General features: G+C 62.6%; 18 protein-coding genes. 4 read left to right on the forward strand and 14 right to left on the reverse strand.

The annotated features are described in order from the left end of the window. Position 1: 1 nt before the first annotated feature. Positions 2 to 1,135, forward strand: a complete 1,134-nt coding sequence (locus B7X90_RS01295; protein ID WP_292620998.1) for a polysaccharide biosynthesis/export family protein — start codon at positions 2 to 4, stop codon at positions 1,133 to 1,135. A gap of 1 nt (position 1,136) precedes the next feature. Here B7X90_RS01295 and B7X90_RS01300 read toward each other — a convergent pair whose 3' ends face one another. The 12 genes from B7X90_RS01300 to B7X90_RS01355 form a co-directional block, all read right to left on the reverse strand. Then, a complete protein-coding gene (locus B7X90_RS01300) occupies positions 1,137 to 1,949 on the reverse strand; it encodes a class I mannose-6-phosphate isomerase (protein WP_292621000.1) in 813 nt (270 codons plus the stop codon). After that, positions 1,946 to 2,986 (reverse strand): sugar phosphate nucleotidyltransferase, encoded by a 1,041-nt coding sequence (locus tag B7X90_RS01305; protein ID WP_292621001.1) that lies wholly within the window; start codon positions 2,984 to 2,986, stop codon positions 1,946 to 1,948. Before B7X90_RS01305 ends, B7X90_RS01300 begins: the two co-directional genes overlap by 4 nt. A gap of 71 nt (positions 2,987 to 3,057) precedes the next feature. After that, positions 3,058 to 4,350 carry a glycoside hydrolase family 130 protein gene (locus B7X90_RS01310; RefSeq protein ID WP_292621002.1) on the reverse strand — a complete coding sequence of 431 codons (1,293 nt, stop codon included), beginning with the start codon at positions 4,348 to 4,350 and terminating at the stop codon, positions 3,058 to 3,060. After that, positions 4,337 to 6,724 carry a glycosyltransferase family 4 protein gene (locus tag B7X90_RS01315; protein ID WP_292621003.1) on the reverse strand — a complete coding sequence of 796 codons (2,388 nt, stop codon included), beginning with the start codon at positions 6,722 to 6,724 and terminating at the stop codon, positions 4,337 to 4,339. The genes B7X90_RS01310 and B7X90_RS01315 overlap by 14 nt, the downstream gene beginning before the upstream one ends. Positions 6,725 to 6,903: 179 nt before the next feature. Beyond that, entirely contained in the window at positions 6,904 to 7,674 is a 771-nt protein-coding gene (locus tag B7X90_RS01320) for a TonB family protein (RefSeq protein WP_292621004.1), read from the reverse strand. 32 nt (positions 7,675 to 7,706) lie between these two features. Next, positions 7,707 to 8,501, reverse strand: coding sequence for a formate dehydrogenase accessory sulfurtransferase FdhD (gene fdhD, locus B7X90_RS01325; RefSeq protein ID WP_292621005.1), 795 nt, complete (start codon positions 8,499 to 8,501; stop codon positions 7,707 to 7,709). Then, the gene (locus B7X90_RS01330) at positions 8,482 to 8,748 is read right to left on the reverse strand and encodes a formate dehydrogenase subunit delta (protein ID WP_292621006.1); all 267 of its coding nucleotides are present in this window, start codon (positions 8,746 to 8,748) and stop codon (positions 8,482 to 8,484) included. Before B7X90_RS01330 ends, fdhD begins: the two co-directional genes overlap by 20 nt. Then, entirely contained in the window at positions 8,745 to 11,597 is a 2,853-nt protein-coding gene (gene fdhF, locus B7X90_RS01335; RefSeq protein WP_292621007.1) for a formate dehydrogenase subunit alpha, read from the reverse strand. Before fdhF ends, B7X90_RS01330 begins: the two co-directional genes overlap by 4 nt. Continuing rightward, entirely contained in the window at positions 11,587 to 12,120 is a 534-nt protein-coding gene (locus tag B7X90_RS01340; protein ID WP_292621008.1) for a molybdenum cofactor guanylyltransferase, read from the reverse strand. The genes fdhF and B7X90_RS01340 overlap by 11 nt, the downstream gene beginning before the upstream one ends. Positions 12,121 to 12,235: 115 nt before the next feature. Next, entirely contained in the window at positions 12,236 to 13,750 is a 1,515-nt protein-coding gene (locus B7X90_RS01345; RefSeq protein ID WP_292621010.1) for an NADH-ubiquinone oxidoreductase-F iron-sulfur binding region domain-containing protein, read from the reverse strand. Next, complete coding sequence (locus B7X90_RS01350; protein ID WP_292621011.1) at positions 13,747 to 14,160, reverse strand: NAD(P)H-dependent oxidoreductase subunit E; 414 nt, start codon at positions 14,158 to 14,160, stop codon at positions 13,747 to 13,749. The genes B7X90_RS01345 and B7X90_RS01350 overlap by 4 nt, the downstream gene beginning before the upstream one ends. A gap of 72 nt (positions 14,161 to 14,232) precedes the next feature. Then, entirely contained in the window at positions 14,233 to 15,120 is an 888-nt protein-coding gene (locus B7X90_RS01355) for a LysR family transcriptional regulator (RefSeq protein ID WP_292621012.1), read from the reverse strand. Between the two features lie 204 nt (positions 15,121 to 15,324). On the opposite strand from B7X90_RS01355, the gene bioB reads away from it, so the two are divergent. The 3 genes from bioB to bioD are packed head-to-tail and all read left to right on the forward strand — an operon-like array spanning position 15,325 to position 18,154. Next, positions 15,325 to 16,389 carry a biotin synthase BioB gene (gene bioB, locus B7X90_RS01360; protein ID WP_292621014.1) on the forward strand — a complete coding sequence of 355 codons (1,065 nt, stop codon included), beginning with the start codon at positions 15,325 to 15,327 and terminating at the stop codon, positions 16,387 to 16,389. After that, positions 16,389 to 17,537 carry an 8-amino-7-oxononanoate synthase gene (locus B7X90_RS01365; RefSeq protein WP_292621015.1) on the forward strand — a complete coding sequence of 383 codons (1,149 nt, stop codon included), beginning with the start codon at positions 16,389 to 16,391 and terminating at the stop codon, positions 17,535 to 17,537. The genes bioB and B7X90_RS01365 overlap by 1 nt, the downstream gene beginning before the upstream one ends. Continuing rightward, positions 17,534 to 18,154: a dethiobiotin synthase gene (gene bioD, locus B7X90_RS01370; protein ID WP_292621016.1), complete on the forward strand. Its 621-nt coding sequence runs from the start codon at positions 17,534 to 17,536 to the stop codon at positions 18,152 to 18,154. The genes B7X90_RS01365 and bioD overlap by 4 nt, the downstream gene beginning before the upstream one ends. Positions 18,155 to 18,210: 56 nt before the next feature. On the opposite strand, the gene B7X90_RS01375 is transcribed toward bioD, so the two are convergent. Further along, entirely contained in the window at positions 18,211 to 18,990 is a 780-nt protein-coding gene (locus tag B7X90_RS01375) for a cyclase family protein (protein ID WP_292621017.1), read from the reverse strand. Then, positions 18,987 to 20,144: an alpha/beta fold hydrolase gene (locus B7X90_RS01380; protein WP_292621018.1), complete on the reverse strand. Its 1,158-nt coding sequence runs from the start codon at positions 20,142 to 20,144 to the stop codon at positions 18,987 to 18,989. Before B7X90_RS01380 ends, B7X90_RS01375 begins: the two co-directional genes overlap by 4 nt. Positions 20,145 to 20,146: the final 2 nt, after the last annotated feature.

Consider the following 20,146-nt stretch of genomic DNA (forward strand, 5'->3'; position numbering starts at 1 on the left):
AATGCAGATGAAGTACATTGCCAACGTTTTCCTGCTTGCAGGGCTTGCCGGGTGCGCTTCCCTTCCGACCAGCGGTCCGACAGGCAAGCAGATTGAGCAAAGCCTGCGCATCCCCGACGGAAAGCTTCCGATCAAGGTAATCGAAGTCAGTTCGCTCGACGAAGTGCCCGCCGCACGACTTGCGGCAGCGACTGGCAACCTGCCCGACCTTGCGCCGCCGCCAACCGATATGGTCGGGCCGGGCGACGTACTGGACATCAGCATCTACGAAGCCGGGGTCACCCTGTTCTCGTCTGGTGGTGGTGGAGCCGAAAACGCGATGGTCGGCGTAAACCCCGGCGTGCAGGTGCAAAAGCTCCCGCCAAGCCGCGTCGATGACAATGGCGACATCACCATCCCTTACGGCGGAAAGCTGCGCGTTCTGGGCCGCACCGTCGGTGAAGTGGAAGGGCAGATCCAGCGTGCCCTGCGTGGCCTGTCTCAAAACCCCAAAGTGCTTGTCACGCTCAGCGAGTCGATTACCAATTCAGTTATTGTCAGCGGAGAAGTTAACCGTCCTGGCAGACTGGTGTTGCAGACCAATCATGAGACGCTGTCAGACGTTGTCGCCCTTGCCGGGGGCTATCGCGGCAATGCACGCGATCTTATCGTGCGGGTCATTCGGCAAAGCCGGACTGTAGATATCCGCTTCAATGCGCTGATCGACAATCCTGATTTTGACGTGCCGGCCTATCCCGGTGATCGTTTCATGCTCATCCACTCACCGCAGTCTTATTCCGTACTGGGCGCGCCCGGAAAGGTGGAGCAATTCGGCTTCTCGCGCTCAACCGTATCGCTGGCAGAAGCGATTGCATCAGCCGGGGGGGTCAGCGCTGGAACGGGCGATCCCGCCGCCGTTTTCCTTTTCCGTTACGTGAAGGACGATGCTGGCACCGACACCCCGGTTGTCTATCACGTCAATATGATGACAGCAGGTTCCTATCTGCTCGCTCAACGCTTTTCCATGCAGGATCAGGATGTCCTTTACATCGGCAATGCATCGGCGAACCAGCCTGGCAAGTTGCTGCAACTCGTCAGCCAGTTGTTTACGCCATTGGTGACCGTGACGGCAGCGGTGCAGACCCTGCAAAACTGACCTATGCCGGCATCCCCTGCACAAGCAGGCAGGTGCCCGAAGGTGGCTCAAGGCGCAGTTCTCCGCCCGCTTCGGCCATGGCGCACTGCCCCGGCTTGATAACCTGATCGCGTACCACTGCATTGCAGGCAACCGGCACGACCAGCGTTGGCGCATCAAGAACTACGGTGGTGACTTGGGCTGGTTCGGCCACCGTGTATTCGACCTTGAAATAGGGGCCATTTACCAGTTGCAATGACCGGTCCAAACTGACCTTTCGCCGCAACGCGGGATCGTGCAACTCGCCTCGCGCCACTTGCAACCCCTTGTCCAGATGCAGTTCACGCCCGCGGCCATAGTCGTACAACCGATAGGTTATGTCGCTGTTTTGCTGGATCTCGATAAGGCTGACGCCTGCGCCAATCGCGTGGACAGTTCCTGCCGGGATATAAAAGAAGTCCCCCGGCTGTACCGGGTACCACTCCATCAATGCCTCTATGCTGCCGTTCAGCGCAGCAACGCGCATGGTTTCTGCATCGACCGGTTGCTTGAAGCCGATACCAAGAACAGCGCCCGGCTCAGCGTTGATCACCAGCCAGCACTCTTCCTTGCCCCGGTCACTTTCGCCCAGATCCTTGGCCTGCACATCATTGGGATGCACCTGCACCGAAAGCTTTTCTCTAGTGAAGATGTACTTGATGAGAATATCGGGCAATTTCGGCGGCGGCTCGAACCACACTTCGCCGATGCGCTTGCCTTCGGGCACGTCAAATTGGGGCGGGAGAACGTCCTTGCCCCAAGGCTTTTCAACGATCTTCGTACCCAGCAGCCTCACTGGTTGGCGGCTCCTGCCAGCTTGCCAACGTTCTGCGCCCCCGCAGGGGTGCAGACCAGCACTTCGTTGCCATCCACTACTACGATAAGGTCCGAAGCGCCCACCACTGAAACGCGCGGGCCGTCGCTTATCACCAGCACGTTCGTGCAGTCCTTCAACTCGGCTGTGCCGTTCACGGCATTGCCTGCCTCGTCACAAGCCAGCGCCTCGTGCAATGCCTGCCAGTTGCCGATGTCGGACCACGCCATCACCGCCGGGACCATCGCCGCACGATCGGTGTTTTCCATTACCGCGTAGTCCACCGATTCGCTCGGCACGGCGGCAAACGTTGAGGCATCGGGATGGAAGCGCTGCCCATCGGCCTTCCCGGCGGCTACCGAAGCCCGCACCGCATCCAGGATCTGCGGCCTGTGGCGGCCCAGTTCTTCAAGGAACGTGCCAACGCGGAATGCAAAGATCCCGCCGTTCCACGCATAGTCCCCACTCGCAAGGAACTCCATCGCACGGCGCAAATCGGGCTTCTCGACAAAACGCTCGACCCGGAACGCGCCCGCCCCGGCGATTGCTTCACCCTGCTTCAAATACCCGAAGCCTGTTTCGGGCGCGGTCGGAACAATTCCGAAAGACACCAGCCAGCCTTCTGCAGCCAATGATGCCGCCGTCTTCGCTGCGGCGCGAAATGAATCGCAATCGCCGATGTGGTGGTCGCTCGGACACACCAGCATCACCGAATCTTCAGGCAGCGACAGGGCGGCAAGCGCGATGGCTGCCGCCGTATTGCGGCCCTCCGGCTCGACAATGATGCGCGTGTTGTCACAGTCGGGCAGTTGCTCTTCGACATGCTGCAAATGCGCAAGTCCCGTCACCACCATCGGCGCGGCGAAGCCATGGTCACGCGTGCAGCGCAGCACTGTCGCGGTAAACAGCGTGGTGTCGCCCACCAGCGGCAGGAACGGCTTGGGCTTTTGCTTCCGTGATCGGGGCCAAAGCCGGGTTCCGCTTCCCCCACACAGTACAACAGGAACAATGTCGATCATTTACAGCCCACGTAAGAGTTTCTGTGACGGACGTCGATGAATATGCTGCATGTGCACAGTTCCTGATAGCCCTAGGCGAATTCCTCCATCAATGCCAGCAACTCCGAAACGGATTGATTGGCAAATCCCACTGCGCTGTCCGATATTCCATAGGGCACAAGCAATTGCTGACCCACCATAAGGGCGCCGCAGGTATAGACTACGTTCGGGACATAGCCAAAACGGTCCGCATCGGTGGCCGTAAGAATCGGCTTGCGCGAGCGTGCGATAACTTTCGAAGGATCGTCACGATCCAGCAGCGCGCATCCCAGCGCGTAACGCCGCATCGCGCCCACCCCGTGCGTGAACATCAACCAGCCTTCATCGGTCAGGATCGGGCTGCCGCAATTGCCGATCTGCACGAATTCCCACGGAAACTCAGGCTCCATCAGCAGGACGCCTTCATCGTCCCACCGCTCAAGATCGTCGGATCGCAGCAGGTACAGATTCTTGCCATCCTGCCGTCCGACCATGCAATAACGCCCATCAATCTTCTGCGGAAACAGCGCCATGCCCTTGTTCCGTCCGGCGCGCCCCTCGATAGGTTCAAGCACGAACTGCCGGAAATCACGGGTGCGCAACAACTCCGAACGGATCGCAGACCCTGAATATGCCGTATAGGTGCCGATCCATTCATAATCGCCGCCGCCATGATCGAATCGCACCAGGCGCAGATCTTCGAGTCCGCCCGCCTGCCTTTCGGTGATGGGAAAGATCACGCTGTTGGTCAGGCTGCTGTCAGCATGGCGATGCACCGTTACCGCGCAGTCCCCCGCCCGGCAGGCTTCGCCGCTGTCATCAGGCAGCATCGATGTGGCAAAGTGGCTTTGCGGCCACAGGTCGAACGTTCCGTCAGGCTTGGCAATGCCTTCCCGGAACACAATCGAGCTGATGTGCCCCTCACCCACGGCCCGCAAACTCATCACAAACCGCACCGCGCCATCGTTCATCCCCGACTGGTCAGGGTGCGGCACGATGCTGGGATTCATCAAAGCCGCAGCAGCGTAAGTGTATTCATGGCAGAAATAGGCACCAATCAGCCGCTTGCGTGCGGGCGAAATCGGTGAATCGTGCAAGGCCAGCATAGCCTCAATCTCGGCATACCGTTCCTCGAACAGCTTTTCGGTCTGCCAGTGGCGTTCGGCAAAGTCCCGAAGCACTTCCGCATACTCGTTGGCTGCCTGCTCTTCAGACAAAGCTATGATGTCCGCCACCAACTTGGCGGCGCGGGCACGGTCACCACCCATGCCCTGCCAGCCAAGATGAAACGGGCGCAACACGACCCGCGAAGGGTCGGCGTGCAATCTCTGATCAAGCACCCGCAAGTTTGTGCGCACCCTTTGTGTTCAGAACGTCCGCCATGCCAGCCTCTCCGCCTTTTACCATGCTGCCTTCCGGCACCACATTTCCCTGCACGTGTCTTGCACCCGTCTGCTGACGCAAATCGCGCAGGGCATAGTGGGCAAGCTGGAATGCAAGAATCGATTCCGCGCCACAATTCAGATTCACACCCTGTGGGGTAACCCCGTCCCGGCACCTGCCGCTAACGAAATCGGCCAGCACCACACCACGGTCATTGCTGCCCAGAAACCAGCGATAGGCCATTTCGGCATGACGCAGCCACGCCTCATCACCCGTCGCCTTCCAGGCCGTGCCACTCGCTTCTACTGCGGCCCAGGCCTCGATCGGCTGCTGATCGAACGGCATGGCTTCATCGCGCTTGCCGAATGTATCGGAGCCGACCGGGCGAAAGTGTCCTTGCGCCGAACGTTGTTTGCTGGCGAGAAATTCAAGGCTTTCCAGCCCGTATTTCAGCCATTCATCGTTCCCAATCAGGGTGCCGCCTGCAATCAGTGCCTGCGGTATGCGTGCATTGTCATACCCAAGGCCGGTCTCGAACCAGCACCAGTCCGGCTTGCGCGATGCAGCGTACAACCGGCAAAGTTCTGCACCACCCAACGCCAGCGCCATGCGCGCGCCTTCCTGCGCCGGGTTGGCGCGGAGTGCCTCAACACAGCCGAGCATCACAAAGGCGATGGTGCGTGGTGATGTCAGCGCTGCAACCGATGGCAGCGCAATGTCGAACCACTGCGCAGCCCACGCGCGAAGGCCATCATCCGGCGCATTGTTCATCGCGCACCCCAGCGCCCAGATCGTCCGGCCGTTGCTGTCTTGCGAACCAATGCTTTCGCACCAGGTACGATCATAATTCATGAAGTTGCGAAACGCCCGCACGTCCGGGTTCCATGCGTACTGGATGAATGCGGCATAGACCGTCGCCCAGCGTTGCCGCTCTGCCAGCGGAACCGCATCGGCCGCGCCCATCAGCATCAAAGCGCGCACATTGTCGTCAAGACAATAGCCGTGCCGCCGATCAGGAATGGTGCCGATCGCGTGCTGCAACATGCCGGTCGCGTCCGACATTGCCGCCACGCCTGCAAACCCCGGCGTTGCCAGCAAGGGCACGGGCCGCACCGGTCGTGCCACCACGCTTTCCACCAAAGCCTGCGTGGCGGCGGCAAAGCGGGGCCAGATCGTCTCGCGCCCCTTTTCCCACGCCCGCCACTGCATCGCGTGCAAGCCGGCGGGGTCATCGAACAAGCCGGTCACCGCATGGGCGATCTGATCCGCGCTGTGCGGTTCCACCAGAATGCCGATACCATCGCCCAGCAATTCGCGCGCGTGGACATAGGGCGTGGATACCACCGCCTTGCCCAGCGCCACGGCATAGCTCAGCGTGCCCGATGTCGATTGCTGCAAATTTTGGTACGGGGTCAGGTAAACGTCGCAGGCTTCCAACTGGCCCAGCAGTTCGTCATTGTCCAAAAAGCGATTGTCCCATTCCAAATGCGCGGCCACCCCCAGCTTTTCGGCAAGGCCGGCCAAGCTTTCGCGGTAGCGCTCTCCCTCACTGGCCAGCAGGTTGGGGTGGGTTGCGCCTACGATACGGTAGAGCGCATCGGGGTGCCGCTCGACAATCGCAGGAAGCGCCTCGATCACCGTCTCCAGCCCTTTGCCAGGGCCAAGCAGGCCGAACGTCATCATCACCTTGCGTCCGGCAAGGCCTGCCCGCGCCTTGAATTCCTCGCCGCGCCCGAACGGACGATCAGGCGCCCCATGCGGGATCACCGCGATCCGGTTCGGATCGACCTGATGAACCTCCTGCAGCAGCCATGCCGAATGTTGCGACATCACCATCACCCGCGATGCCCGGCGCAAAAGATGATCCAAAACGTTACGTTGTTGCAACGATGGCTCGGCCAGCACGGTATGCAATGTCACGATCAGCGGCGCGGCCACGCGGTCCACCAGTTCAAGCACCATCGCCCCGGCCTCTCCGCCGAAAATCCCGTATTCGTGCTGGAGCCAGATAGCATCGACTGCGTCGTCGTTAATGGTGCGGGCCGCAGCCCGATAATCTTCCACGCGGTCGGCAGAGATGACGCTGCGGACACCTTCATAAACCAGCCCGGACCGCCCATCGTCGATCACGTGCATGTCGATTTCCAAACTGCACCTAGATGCACCTAAATGCACATAGATGTCCGTTGTGAAGGTTGCGATGCCACATTTGCGGGGCTGAAAGCCGCCGATCAGCGCAATGCGGCGCACGCCCTTTGCACGGGTGTGGCTACGGAAGGAAAGAACATCACCGGGAAGCGCGCTGGCAAAGCCGGACGTATCGTTGCTGGCAATCATGGACAGTGGTCTTCCAAAATGGCGGGCTTTGCCGCAATGGCAAAACCCTTGACCGTCACTGACCAAACGCTGATGGCCCCGCCCGGTTGCAACACTTTGCAACAAGCAGTCGAATTTATTGTACGATCTGCCGCAGATTCAGAACAATACGTTGTTAAACAACAACATTTCCCGATTACTCACGGCGCAAACCAGCGCTGCTCCCACCCATAGTCGGAAACCACCGGATTGCCAGCGGCATCGGTGGCGGGGCGAAAACGGAACCGCTCGCGCGCCAGCTTGCAAGTTACGGCATCCGCTTCTGACACTCCGCTCGCCCGCCAGATCTTGCAGGCGGATACGCGGCCATCGATGCCCACCGTCAGCAAAATCACGACCCGCTTGCCGATCCGCGCATCGCGGCTTGCGGCGGGATAATCGCGGGTGGAGCGGATATCGCCTGCGATCTTTTCGGCCTTGCGAGTCAACCCGCCGCCCGACCCGTTGCCACTTACCCCACTGCCTGTGCCTTGGCCTTCTCCGCCCCCGCCTGTGCCCTGACCTTGTGCCGCCGCGCCCGATTGCTGGGCATTGCCGGTGGAGGCGACTGGGGGCGCAGGCATTTTCTTTGCCGGAACGCGGGCCTTTGCCACGACCGGCTTGGCGACGGCCTTCTTCCCTTCCTCGCCCGATGCCCCTGCCGGTTCGGGCGTAGTCGGGCTGGGTGTAGGCGTCGGCTTTTCCAGCGGCACGTCAAAGGTTTGCACGGTATAGCGCTCTTCCGCGCCGAATGGCAGCACCGGGACGCCACCGAAGCCATGCACCACGCCCCACAGCACCATCAGATGCAGCACCACCGCCAGCGCAGTCGCGGCCATGCGGTTGCGACCTGACCCGGTCTGGTCGGTGAAGCGCTGCGAATCGGATAGTCCCTCGTCCACAGCCTCCACATAGCGCAGATTTGCGGCCATCGGCTTCAGCGGAATGGTCTAGCCCGGACGGATCAGGACTCCAGCAGGCTGTCCCGCCGCGTAAGGCTCACCAACCGCAACCCGTGCGCCGCCGCCTGCTCCACCGCCAAGGTCGATGCGGCGGAAACCGTCGCCAGCAACGGAACGCCTGCGATCACCGCCTTCTGCACCAGTTCGAAGCTGCACCGCGCAGTCAGCAGAACAAAGTGTTTGGTTGGATCAAGGCCTGCCCGCGCGGCAGCACCCAGCAGCTTGTCGAAAGCATTGTGCCGCCCCACGTCCTCGCGCACCAGCAGGATCGTACCATCGGGCGCGCAGAGCGCCGCCGCATGGGCCGCGCGCGTGGCCTGTCCCAGTACCTGCTGATCGCCCAGCGCCTCTACCGCCCGAAACAGCGCGGCAGGCGAAACCTCCAGCTTCGCCGTGACGGGCAACAAAGGCCGCATCACCTGCTCAAGGCTCTCGATCCCGCATAGCCCGCAACTGCCCTCGGACAGCCGCAACCGCGCGCGTTCCAGCAGCGGACCTGCGCCCGATGCGGCCAGTTGCACCCGCAGCATCCAGCCGCCTGCCTCTACCGGTGCGGCATCGGCGGACATGAACTCGTCGACCGACGCAATCAGCTGTTCGGAAAGGCAAAACCCCAGCGCATAGTCTTGCAGATCTGTGGGCGTTGCCATCATGACGGCGTAGCCCAACCCGTTGATCTCGATGGCGACCGGCGCTTCTTCGGCCAGCGCACGCGTTATGTCCTGCGCAGGGCGACCATCGGCAAAGTGCTCCTGAAACTGGAAGGGACGTGCGCCCTCAACCGGCATCGGAGCCATGAACCGCAGGATCGGTTGCGCGCGTCTGTGGCGGGGGGATGCGACCTGCGGCAATGCGTGCCACCGCCTCTGCCGCCACTGGTTCAAGCGCGCCTGCGCCTTCAGCCAGAAGAGTGTCGATCATACGCGGCGTCCAGAAGGCCACGATGTGATCGGCCACCGAAGCCACCGGCGCTTCATCGTGCACCATGTTCCGGGCGATCTGGTTGGCCATATAGGCCAGCTTTTCTGCCGTCTGCCCGCTCATTCGGCAGGTTCCATCGCGGAACCGGCAATTCGGCGTGAGCGTGTGGCCTGTGCCTCGTAGTCCGCTTGCCATTCGCTCGGCCCGTTGCTGGGCGTGATCTGCACGGCCGTCACCTTGTATTCGGGACAGTTCGTGGCCCAGTCCGAATAGTCGGTGGTCACGACATTGGCCTGCGTGGCGGGGTGGTGGAACGTGGTGTAGACCACGCCCGGTGCGACGCGGTCGGTCACCGTCGCGCGCAAGGTCGTCTCGCCTGATCGGCTGGCAAGCTTCACCCAATCGCCCGATTTCAGGCCCCGGTTCTCGGCATCGGTCGGGTGGATTTCCAGCAAGTCTTCCTCATGCCAAACCACGTTTGCCGTGCGCCGCGTCTGCGCGCCGACGTTGTACTGGCTGAGGATGCGGCCCGTGGTCAGCAGCAGCGGGAAGCGTGGGCCGGTGCGTTCGTCGGTCGGAACGTAGTCTGTCACGACAAACTTGCCCTTGCCGCGCACGAAACCGTCGATGTGCATGATGGGCGATCCGTCGGGCGCCTTGTCATTCACTGGCCACTGCAAGGACCCCTCGGCATCGAGCCGCTTGTAGTTCACCCCGGCGAAAGTGGGCGTCAGGCGCGCGATCTCGTCCATGATCTCGCTCGGGTGGGTGTAGTTCCAGTCCAGCCCCACGGCGCGGGCCAGTTCCTGCGTGACCTCCCAATCCTCATAGCCGTTCAACGGCTCCATCACCTTGCGCACCGGCTGAATGCGGCGCTCGGCATTGGTGAACGTTCCGTTCTTCTCAAGGAAGGTCGATCCCGGCAGGAACACGTGCGCGTAGTTCGCGGTTTCGTTCAGGAACAGGTCGTGGACGATCACGCATTCCATCGCGGCAAGGCCCGCCATGACGTGCTTGGTATCCGGGTCGGACTGCAGAATGTCCTCGCCCTGGATGTAGATCGCCTTGAATTCGCCATCGGTGGCGGCATCCAGCATGTTCGGGATGCGCAGGCCCGGCTCGGGATCGATGGGCACGCCCCATTCCGTTTCGAACAATGCGCGCGTCGCCGCGTCCGATACGTGGCGGTAGCCGGAAAGTTCGTGCGGGAAGCTGCCCATATCGCAGGCACCCTGCACATTGTTCTGCCCGCGCAAGGGGTTCACGCCCACACCGCGCCGCCCGATATTGCCCGTCACCATCGCCAGATTGGCAATGGACATGACGGTCGACGAACCCTGCGAATGCTCGGTCACGCCTAGGCCGTAATAGATGGCACCGTTTCCGCCCGTGGCGAAGAGACGCGCAGCACCACGGATGGCCTCGGCGTCGACACCAATAACTGGGCTGAGGAATTCCGGGCTGTTGCGCTCTGCCGAAACGAATTCGGCCCAGTGCTGGTACTCGTCCCAGTCACACCGTTCGCGGATGAAGGCCTCATCCGCCAGCCCCTCGGTCACGATCACGTGGGCCAACGCGGTCAGGATCGCCACATTGGTGCCGGGGCGTAGCGGCAGATGGAAATCCGCCTCGATATGCGGGCTGCGCACCAGATCGGTGCGACGCGGATCGATCACGATCAGCTTTGCACCCTGCCGAAGCCGCCGCTTCATCCGGCTGGCGAAGACGGGGTGCCCATCGGTCGGGTTCGCCCCGATCACCAGCATCACGTCGCTGTCTTCGACGCTGTCAAAGTCCTGCGTGCCCGCCGAAGTGCCGAAGGTGGTCTTCAAGCCATAGCCAGTGGGCGAATGGCACACCCGCGCACAAGTATCGACATTGTTGGTGCCGAAGCCTGCCCGGATCAGCTTCTGGACAAGGAAGCCCTCCTCATTGGTGCAGCGGCTCGACACAATCCCGCCAAGCGCATTGCGGCCATACTTGTCGCGGATGCGGTTGATCTCACTCGCGGTGTACGACAGCGCCTCTTCCCACGAAACCTCGCGCCAAGGCTGGTCGATGCTTTCGCGGATCATCGGCGAAAGCACGCGTTCCTGATGCTGGGCATAGCCCCATGCGAAGCGGCCCTTGACGCACGAATGCCCGCGATTGGCCTTGCCGTCCTTCCACGGCACCATGCGCACCACCTGTTCGCCGCGCATCTCGGCCCGGAACGTGCAGCCCACGCCGCAATAGGCGCAAGTGGTGATGACCGAGCGTTCGGGCTTGCCGATGTCCTTGACCGCCTTTTCCTGCAAGGTGGCGGTCGGGCAGGCCTGCACGCAAGCCCCGCACGAAACGCATTCGGACGACAGGAAACTGTCCGAAGTGAGGCCCGCAGAAACCTTCGAGTCAAACCCGCGCCCGTCGATGGTCAGCGCCAGCGTGCCCTGCACTTCATCGCAAGCACGCACGCAGCGCGAACAGACGATGCACTTGCTGGGGTCGAAGTCGAAATAAGGGTTCGAGATATCGGGCATCTCGCCCAGATGGTTCTCGCCCTCATAGCCATAGCGCACATCGCGCAGGCCCACGGCGGCGGCCTGATCCTGCAACTCGCAATCGTTGTTGGCGCTGCAGGTCAGGCAATCGAGCGGGTGATCGGAGATATAGAGTTCCATCACGCCCTTGCGCAGCTTCTGCAGCTTGGGCGTCTGGGTGTTGACCTGCATTCCCTCAGTCACCGGAGTGGTGCAGCTTGCGGGCGTGCCGCGCATCCCGTCAATCTCGACAAGGCACAGACGGCAGGATCCGAACTGCTTGAGGTTGTCGGTCGCGCAGAGCTTGGGGATCGATCCACCGGTCAGTGCGGCGGCGCGCATGACGGTGGTGCCAGCAGGGACGGTAACTTCGCGCCCGTCGATGGAGCAGGTTACCTGCGTGTCCGAACGGACCTCCGGGGTGCCGAAATCAGCCTGACGTTCATAGCCCATGTGATCGCCTCTCCGCAGACTCAAGGTCTGCCGGTGTATTGATATTAGCAGGATTTTCCGAAAATTGCACCGCGCGTGCGCCGATGCTCTGCGCAAAGGCCAGCATCGAATGGCGGCCTTCACTGGTCAGCATGGCATCCAGCGTGGCCGAAGCACCGGCAGGCCACAGACCGATCACCGGCTGACTCTCGCAATAAGCGGGCGCAGGCTGCAACTGCGCAACCAGATCGCTTCCCAGCCCGACGCTATCGACCGAACAGGTCAGCACATGCGTGTAACCCGCATCGCGCGCATGGTGGAGCGCTGCGGCGATCCCGCCCAATGGTCCCATATCGGCGCGCGGCCAATCGGGCATGGTCGGGGCAGGTGCAGTTTCGCGTCCGATGACGACTACGGCATCGCAATGGGCCTCCAGTGCTTCCACCGCACGCACCAGCAGTGTGCGCCCGCCAAGCTCGGCCAGCGCCTTGTCGCTACCGAAGCGGGTGGATTTGCCACCGGCAAGGACCGCGCCGAGGATCACTGTTGCCGCGCCCTTGCGCGGCCATGCTTCGACAAGCTCAGCATGAGCGGGGTTGGAATGGCGATCTCAACCAACATCCGCTCATCCTGAGCCTGTCGAAGGATGCCAAACGCCCTCACGCCCCGAAATCCTCAGGAAAGTTCCGCAGCGCCGACAGCACCGGATAGGGCGTGAAGCCGCCCAGCGCGCAGAGCGAGCCGAACTTCATGGTCTCGCACAAGTCTTCAAGCAGCGTGATCTCTTCGGCCAGCGAACGTTCGACCTTGCGCGCATTGTGCATCTGGGGAAGCGCCTCGACCCGATCGGGCTTACGTCCGACCTTTGCCCGGATACGGTCGATCAGTTCCACCCCGCGGGTGGAGCCGATGCGGCAAGGGGTGCATTTGCCGCAGGATTCCACAGCGCAGAATTCCATCGCAAATCGCGCCTGCGCGCTCATGTCCACCGTATCGTCAAACACGGTCAGGCCAGCGTGGCCGATCAGGCCATCGTTGGCAGCAAAAGTCTCATACTCGAACGGCAGATGGAACTCGGCGGGCGTGTGATAGGCTCCCAACGGTCCGCCCACCTGCACCGCGCGCACCGGGCGGCCCGATGCCGTACCGCCACCCACGGTCATCACCAGTTCGCCCAGCGTCACGCCAAAGCCCACTTCGAACAGCCCGCCGTGCTTGATGTTGCCAGCAAGCTGGATCGGCATGGTGCCCTTGGACCGCCCGAACCCCACCGCCGCATAGGCCGCCGCGCCATTGGCCATGATCCACGGCACGGCGGCCAGCGTCAGTACGTTGTTGACCACGGTCGGTTTGCCGAACAGCCCTTCAAGCGCGGGCAATGGCGGCTTGGCGCGCACTTCACCACGTTTGCCCTCAAGGCTGTTGAGTAGCGAGGTTTCCTCGCCACACACATAAGCGCCTGCGCCCACGCGCACTTCAAGTTCGAACGGCGCAATCAGATGCGCGCTCGCCCGCACCGCTGCTTCCATCTTGGCAATCGCGTGCGGATATTCGCTGCGGATATAGACGTAGCCCCGGTGCGCGCCCACCGCCAGCGCAGCAATCGCCATGCCCTCAATCAGCATGAAGGGATCGCCCTCCATCACCATGCGGTCGGCAAAGGTCGCGCTGTCACCCTCATCGGCATTGCAGACTATGTATTTTTGGGTGCCCGCAGCCTTGGCCACGGTGGTCCACTTGATCCCCGCCGGGAACCCCGCCCCGCCGCGTCCGCGCAGACCGGACTCGGTGACTTGCGCGATGGTAGCCTCTGGCCCGATTGCGCGCGCCTTGGCCAGACCATTCCAGCCACCGTGCTCGGCATAGTCATCAAGGCTCAAAGGCCGCGTCTTGCCTGCACGGACAAAGGTGAACCGCTGTTGTTTGGCGATGAAGGGGTGGTCTTCAATTCTGCCGATGGCCTTGGCGCTGGTTCCGTCCAGTACCGCCGCAACGTCTAAAGGCTCCAGCGGGCCGAAACCGTGCCCATCAAGTTCAGCCAGCGGTTCAAGCCAATGCATCCCCCACGAGGACACGCGCTCCACCGTGCAACCCGCCGCCACAAAGGCCGCTGCCACCTCGTCCGCACCGCAGGCCAGCGCCAGCGCGTCGTCCGAAATCCGCACCACAGTCATGCCAGCGCCTCCACCAGCGCACCGAGCTTCACAGCATCCAACCGCGCATGAACCTTGCTGCCGACCATTGCATTGGGGCCGACCGAACACAGGCCAAGGCAATAGACCGCCTCGACTTTCACCCGGTGATTCTCTGCCAGTCCAGCCGCCAGCGCCTCAACGCCCCGCGCCTGACACGCCTCGGCCCGGCAAAGCTTCAACACCGGCCTTGCTTCCGGTTCGGCGTGGAAATCGTGGTAGAAGCTGACCACGCCATGCACTTCGGCCCGGCTGAGGTTCAGCGCCAGCGCAATAGCGCGCACGGCGTCCTCGGAAACATGGCCAAATGCGGCCTGCACATCGTGCAGGATGGGCAGGAGCGGACCTTCACGTCCGGCATGTGCGGCGATGATCTCTTGCAATCGTTCCATGGTGCCATCTGCCTTCCCCGAAAGCCAATGAAGGTCAAATCGAAATTGCCTAAGTTTGATAGGATTTACCTATCATACTTGCGCCAGGCTCCGCCCTACCGACAGTGCTGCTGCGGCCATCGGGCTTAACGGCACGCGGTTTACCACTACCAGCCCGATCCGGCGCGGCTCGTCACTCTCGTCCAAGGGCACGAACTTCGCCCAGTTCAGCCCCGCCAGCAGGCTTGCGTAAGTGTCCGGCACGATCGTGCAGAATCCGCCCGAACGCACCAGATCGAACAGCGTCACGTAACTGTCTGCCACCACGCGCGGAGTAATCGCCAGCCCGCGTGCGCGCATCCGCGCATCCAGAATACGCCGGAACTGCATCCCCTGATGCAGCAGGCACAGCGGCTGCCGCGCCGCCTCTTCCCACCCAACTTCTGCTAGCGCGCCAGACTCGCCGTCGGCGCGGGTCACGAAAAGATAGCGTTCGGCATGAAGGGCTACCGAAAGCACGTTTCCCGGTGGCTCGTGGTCGAGATAGGTCAATCCTGCATCGCATTCAAAGGCGTTGAGCGCGCGCTCGATCTCTCGTGATGTGGCCGATCGCACCGACAGCGTCAGGCCCGGATGCCGCTCAAGCAACGCCTCGCCAAACACGCCCGCCAAAGGCAGCGCCGCCGGAATCGCTGCGAGGGAAAATTCGCCGGTGACCTGCGCCGAGCGCGCCGCCACCGAACTGGTCATGCTCGCCACCGCCCCCAGAATCTGTTCCGCCCAAGGCAGCATCGCCTCGCCCTGCGCGGTCAGCCCCACAAAACGGCGGTCGCGCTCTACCAGCCGATGTCCCACTTCCTGCTCCAGCGCGGACAGCCCAGCCGAAAGCGTCGGCTGCGAAACCCCGCATTCCGCCGCCGCATTGGCAAAATGCCGCAGCCGAGCAATGGCGACGAAATAGCGCAGTTGTCTCAGATGCATCGGCAAAGTCGCTCAGCTGATAGGGCGTCTCTATCAACGCCTTGCTGCCGGGCCTGTCAACCGCCCACCGATTGGCGATGCAAAAGCTGGTTGCACCGAGTGAAATGCAAAGTCTGGCTTTGCAGCTTTGCGAATTCACTTGAGCATATATGCCAGATTTGGGTTAAGGGCGCCCGGTCAAACAGATTCCGAAGGACAATCGCCGTGCAAGACACACTGCTCCGCCAGCGCGAAGAGACTGCCTCCGCAGGCGTCCGTACTGACTGGACGCGCGAGGAAATCGCCGCGCTGTTTGACTTGCCGTTCACCGAACTGCTGTTCCGCGCCGCGCAAGTCCACCGCACGCACCACCGCGCAGGCGAAGTGCAACTGTGCACGCTGCTCTCGATCAAAACCGGCGGCTGCCCCGAGGACTGCGGATACTGCTCGCAATCGGTCAAGGCTGACAGCGGGATCGAAGCGACCAAGCTGATGGAAGTGCAAAAAGTGCTGCAATCCGCCGCGCAGGCCAAGGACAACGGCTCCAAACGCTTCTGCATGGGCGCCGCTTGGCGCAACCCCAAGGAGCGCGACATGCCGGCCGTGATCGCCATGATCAAAGGCGTGCGCGAAATGGGCATGGAAACCTGCATGACGCTAGGGATGCTGACGCCCGGCCAGGCCGCGCAGCTCGCCGAAGCCGGCCTCGACTACTACAACCACAACATCGACACCTCGCCCGAACGCTATGAGGAAGTGATCACCACGCGCACCTTTGCGGACCGCCTGAACACGCTCGACAACGTGCGCGCTGCCGGAATCAACGTCTGCTCCGGCGGGATCGTGGGCATGGGTGAAACCCGCGCGGATCGCGTCGGCTTCGTCCACGCGCTGGCCACATTGGAGCAGCACCCTGAAAGCGTGCCGGTCAATGCGCTTGTGCCGGTAAAGGGCACCGTGCTGGGCAACATGCTGGCCGACACGCCGCTGGCCAAGATCGATGACATCGAATTCGTTCGCACCATCGCCGTTGCGCGAATCACGATGCCGCTGTCGATGGTGCGCCTCTCGGCGGGCCGCGAGTCGATGTCGGAAGCCACGCAGGCGATGTGCTTCATGGCCGGGGCGAACTCGATCTTCACCGGCGACAAGCTGCTCACCGCCGCCAATGCGGGCGATGATGCCGATGCTGCGATGTTCGCGCGCCTTGGCCTCAAGCCGATGGAAGGCGAAGAGCCCATGCGTGCCATGAAGGCGGTCGGAGGCTGTTCGGGCGGCTGCGCGGCATAATGGCCGAGACGACCACCCTCACAGGCAACCTGTGGTCGGCCCACACGGCTGACCTTGCAGCACTGGGCGAAAAGGCGCGCTTGCGCAGCCTTGCCCCCCGGCGCGGCGTGGATTTCGCCTCGAACGATTACCTCGCCATGTCCTCCAGCCCGCGCCTTGCTGCTGCGGTGCAGGACGCCATCGGGCGCGGCGTGCCGCTCGGTTCCGGCGGCTCGCGGCTGCTGCGCGGCAACGATCCCGAACACGAACTGTTGGAAGATGAAGCAGCGCGCTTTTTCGGCAGCGAATCCGCGCTGTTCTTCTCGGCAGGCTACGCCGCCAACGTAGCGCTCCTGTCCACCCTGCCCCAACGCGGGGATCTGATCGTGTACGACGAACTGGTCCACGCCTCGATGCACGAAGGCCTTCGCCTCACCCGCGCCACTGCGGTCAGCGCGGCACACAACGACGCGCAGAGCTTTGACGATGCGGCACGCGAATGGCGCGCCAAGGGCAACATGGGGCGCGTCTGGCTGGCCTTCGAAACGCTCTATTCGATGGACGGCGACATGGCCCCGGTGGCCGAGATGGCCCGTGTCGCCGAACGCCACGACGCGATCATGCTGATCGACGAGGCCCACGCCACCGGCGTGTTCGGCCCTGACGGACGCGGCCTTGCCGCCGAACTTGACGGCCGCCCGGACACCATCGTCCTGCGCACATGCGGCAAGGCGCTGGGCTGCGAAGGCGCGCTGGTCCTCGCCCCGCGCGTCGTGCGTGATTTCCTCGTCAATCGCGGTCGCCCGTTCATCTTCTCCACCGCCCCCTCCCCCTTGGTTTGCGCGGCAGTGCGCGGAGCTCTGCGCATACTGGCGGACGAACCCCACCGCCGCGACGCGCTCCAAGCTCTTGTTGCCCACGCCGAACGCACACTCGCACCGCACGGCGCACAGGCCACTGGGTCGCAGATCCTGCCGCTGATCCTGCACGAAGATGCGCGCACGATGGCCGTCGCCGCCGCGCTTCAAGGCAAAGGTTTCGACGTGCGCGGCATCCGTCCGCCCACCGTGCCGCAGGGCACCAGCCGCTTGCGCATCTCGCTCACGCTCAACGCCACGCGCCAAGACGTTGACGCTCTCAGCGCGGCACTGGAACACGCGCTGACATGACCGCTTTCGTCGTTACCGGCACCGATACCGGCATTGGCAAGACAGTGTTCTCTGCCGCGCTGACGGGCGCGCTCAACGCACATTACTGGAAGCCGGTGCAGGCCGGGCTGGACGACGGCGCGGACCGCGATCACGTGGCCGCACTTTCGGGCGTTCCTGCCGACCACGTGCTGCCCGAAGCCTATCGCTTCAACACACCATGCTCGCCCCACCGCGCTGCCGAGCTGGATGGCGTATTGATTGACCTTGCAAACCTAGCCTTGCCACCGCAACGCCCGCTGGTGATCGAAGGTGCAGGCGGTGCGCTCGTCCCGGTCACGCGCAGCACCACGTATGCCGATATCTTTGCATGGTGGAACCTGCCGGTGATTGTGGTCGCGCGCACCGCCCTTGGCACGATCAACCATTCGTTGCTCACGCTGGAGGCGCTGCGCTCACGTGGGGTGCCGATTCATGGCGTGGCCTTCATCGGCGATGCTAATGAGGACAGCGAAGCTACGATCTGCGCGATGGGTGAAGTAAGGCGCCTTGGCCGATTGCCCATGCTGCACAGGCTGGATCAGCAGAGCCTCGCCATCGCCTTTTCGCAGGGCTTCAAAGCCAAAGACTTCCGTTAAGCCCCGCACAATCCTCCCCATTTTTGCGAAGCACAGACGGGGAGGACTTCGCAACCTCAATCCTCAAAGATTGCCACCGCGCGCGTCCACCCGGCCGATGCACCCCTGATCTTGTGCGGGAAGCAGCTCACCGTGAAGCCATGGGGCGGGAGCACTTCCAGATTGTGCAGCTTTTCCAGATGGCAATAGCCGATGTCGCGCCCGGCCTTGTGCCCTTCCCAGATCAGCGAGGTATCCCCGGTTTCCTTCACCTTTTCAGCCGTGTGGACGAACGGCGCATCCCAGCTCCAGGCATCGGTGCCGGTCACACGCACCCCGCGTGAGGTGAGATACATCGTCGCTTCATATCCCATGCCGCAACCGATGCTGACATAGTCGGGATTGCCCACCGCCTTGCCCGCTGCGGTGTTCACCAGCACGATCTCCAGCGGCTTCAACTCATGCCCGATGCGCTTGAGTTCATCCTCCACGTCCTGCGCGGTGACCACATAGCCATCGGCAAAGTGGCGGAAATCCAGCTTCACACCGGGCTGAAAGCACCATTCCAGCGGCACTTCATCGATCGTCATGGACGGCTCGCCGCCATTCATGGTTGGGTGGAAGTGCCACGGGGCGTCCAGATGCGTGCCGTTGTGCGTGGTCAGCGTGACGTTTTCGACCGCCGCAAAGCCAGCGCTGTCGGGCGTGTCCTCTGCCTTCACGCCGGGGAAGAAGAACCCCAGTTCCGGCATAGTCTCGCCATGCTTCTGGTATTCGATCTTTGGACGCAGGAACGGCGGATCGGTGATGACGTCGTTTTCAAGGTAGATCGAAAGATCGACGAAACGGCGGCTCATGCGGTCACTCCCCCCAGTGTCTCGGCAAACCAGTCGGCAATGCAGTCACGGCCATAGGACATGTTGTCTGCGCCGACGTGTTCGACGCCGCCCTCGCGGGCAGTGAAGATCACCTTCTCACGGCGCGGCGCATTGACCAACTGGTCATAGAGATCATCGGCATAGCTGACGCTGATCTGGCGGTCGGTGGCACCATGGGTAACAAGGAACGGCACCTTGATTCGGTCCATGTGCCCGTTGAGGTTCATGTCGGTGCTCTTGGCCAGAAACTCGTCCATGTCCTTTGCGCCGAATGCCCACATCACGTGCGCCCAATAGTGCGGCACGGGATTTTCGCCCTCGCGATTCAGGCGCTTGTCCTGCACCTCGCGCCAATTGTGGTTGGCACCCCAAACCGCGCCGCTGGCAAAGCGCGGCTCATAGGCCACTGCGCGCGGAGCGAAATGGCCGCCGAGCGAGATGCCGGTCATGCCGATGCGCTTGGGGTCTGCGTCGGGCTGCGTTTCCAGCCAGTCCACCGCCTTGCTTGCCCAGTTTTCGGAATGCGGATCGACCGGCAGGCCCTGCAGGCGCAATGTCTCACCCGAACCGGGCTGATCGACGCAGAGCGTGGAAATGCCGCGCCGCGCCAGCGCTTCGGGCAGACGGCTCCAATAGAGCAGTTCCTTGCAGCTATCGAGACCGTTGCAATAGACCACCACCGGATGCGGCCCCGGCCCTTGCGCGCGGGTATAGAGCGCAGGCATCGTGCCGTTTTCGAGGGGTATTTCCACCCGCTCGCGGTCGATCTTGCCCAGCTTGGTCGACTTCGCAAAAGCGTCCAGCGCCTTGGCGTAAGTCTCCTTGCGGCCGGGCGCACCGTGGCCCTGCATCCGCTCTGCCACCAGCAGATAGAGCGAGGCACGCTCCAGCTTGTCCGAGGCAGAGAACATGCGGCCCTTGGCCTCGTCCTCAGCCGCCAGTTCGATCAGCTTGTCGCCATAGGCGGCCCACTGCTTCATGAACTGCGGCGTTCCGGCATCGCCGCCGCTGGCCGCCGCTTCGATGATCGGCTGGCACATGTCGACGATTTCGCCGATCCGCCCGCCGCTTTCCATCGCGATCGAGACCGACAGGTTCCAGATGTAGTTCGGAAACGGTTCGTACAGCGCCATGG

Origin of the sequence: Novosphingobium sp. 17-62-19 (assembly GCF_002256775.1) — a bacterium.
GTDB lineage: Bacteria > Pseudomonadota > Alphaproteobacteria > Sphingomonadales > Sphingomonadaceae > Novosphingobium.

What these genes read in the sequence shown, in the direction of transcription:
- B7X90_RS01350 (WP_292621011.1), bottom strand. Translation starts at nt 14,160, where the DNA reads ATGGAACGATTGCAAGAGATCATCGCCGCACATGCCGGACGTGAAGGT.
- B7X90_RS01305 (WP_292621001.1), bottom strand. Translation starts at nt 2,986, where the DNA reads ATGATCGACATTGTTCCTGTTGTACTGTGTGGGGGAAGCGGAACCCGG.
- B7X90_RS01295 (WP_292620998.1), top strand. Translation starts at nt 2, where the DNA reads ATGCAGATGAAGTACATTGCCAACGTTTTCCTGCTTGCAGGGCTTGCC.
- B7X90_RS01365 (WP_292621015.1), top strand. Translation starts at nt 16,389, where the DNA reads ATGGCCGAGACGACCACCCTCACAGGCAACCTGTGGTCGGCCCACACG.
- fdhF (WP_292621007.1), bottom strand. Translation starts at nt 11,597, where the DNA reads ATGGGCTATGAACGTCAGGCTGATTTCGGCACCCCGGAGGTCCGTTCG.
- B7X90_RS01380 (WP_292621018.1), bottom strand. Translation starts at nt 20,144, where the DNA reads ATGGCGCTGTACGAACCGTTTCCGAACTACATCTGGAACCTGTCGGTC.
- B7X90_RS01355 (WP_292621012.1), bottom strand. Translation starts at nt 15,120, where the DNA reads ATGCATCTGAGACAACTGCGCTATTTCGTCGCCATTGCTCGGCTGCGG.
- B7X90_RS01375 (WP_292621017.1), bottom strand. Translation starts at nt 18,990, where the DNA reads ATGAGCCGCCGTTTCGTCGATCTTTCGATCTACCTTGAAAACGACGTC.
- B7X90_RS01315 (WP_292621003.1), bottom strand. Translation starts at nt 6,724, where the DNA reads ATGATTGCCAGCAACGATACGTCCGGCTTTGCCAGCGCGCTTCCCGGT.
- B7X90_RS01330 (WP_292621006.1), bottom strand. Translation starts at nt 8,748, where the DNA reads ATGAGCGGGCAGACGGCAGAAAAGCTGGCCTATATGGCCAACCAGATC.
- B7X90_RS01320 (WP_292621004.1), bottom strand. Translation starts at nt 7,674, where the DNA reads ATGGCCGCAAATCTGCGCTATGTGGAGGCTGTGGACGAGGGACTATCC.
- B7X90_RS01345 (WP_292621010.1), bottom strand. Translation starts at nt 13,750, where the DNA reads ATGACTGTGGTGCGGATTTCGGACGACGCGCTGGCGCTGGCCTGCGGT.
- fdhD (WP_292621005.1), bottom strand. Translation starts at nt 8,501, where the DNA reads ATGGCTCCGATGCCGGTTGAGGGCGCACGTCCCTTCCAGTTTCAGGAG.
- bioD (WP_292621016.1), top strand. Translation starts at nt 17,534, where the DNA reads ATGACCGCTTTCGTCGTTACCGGCACCGATACCGGCATTGGCAAGACA.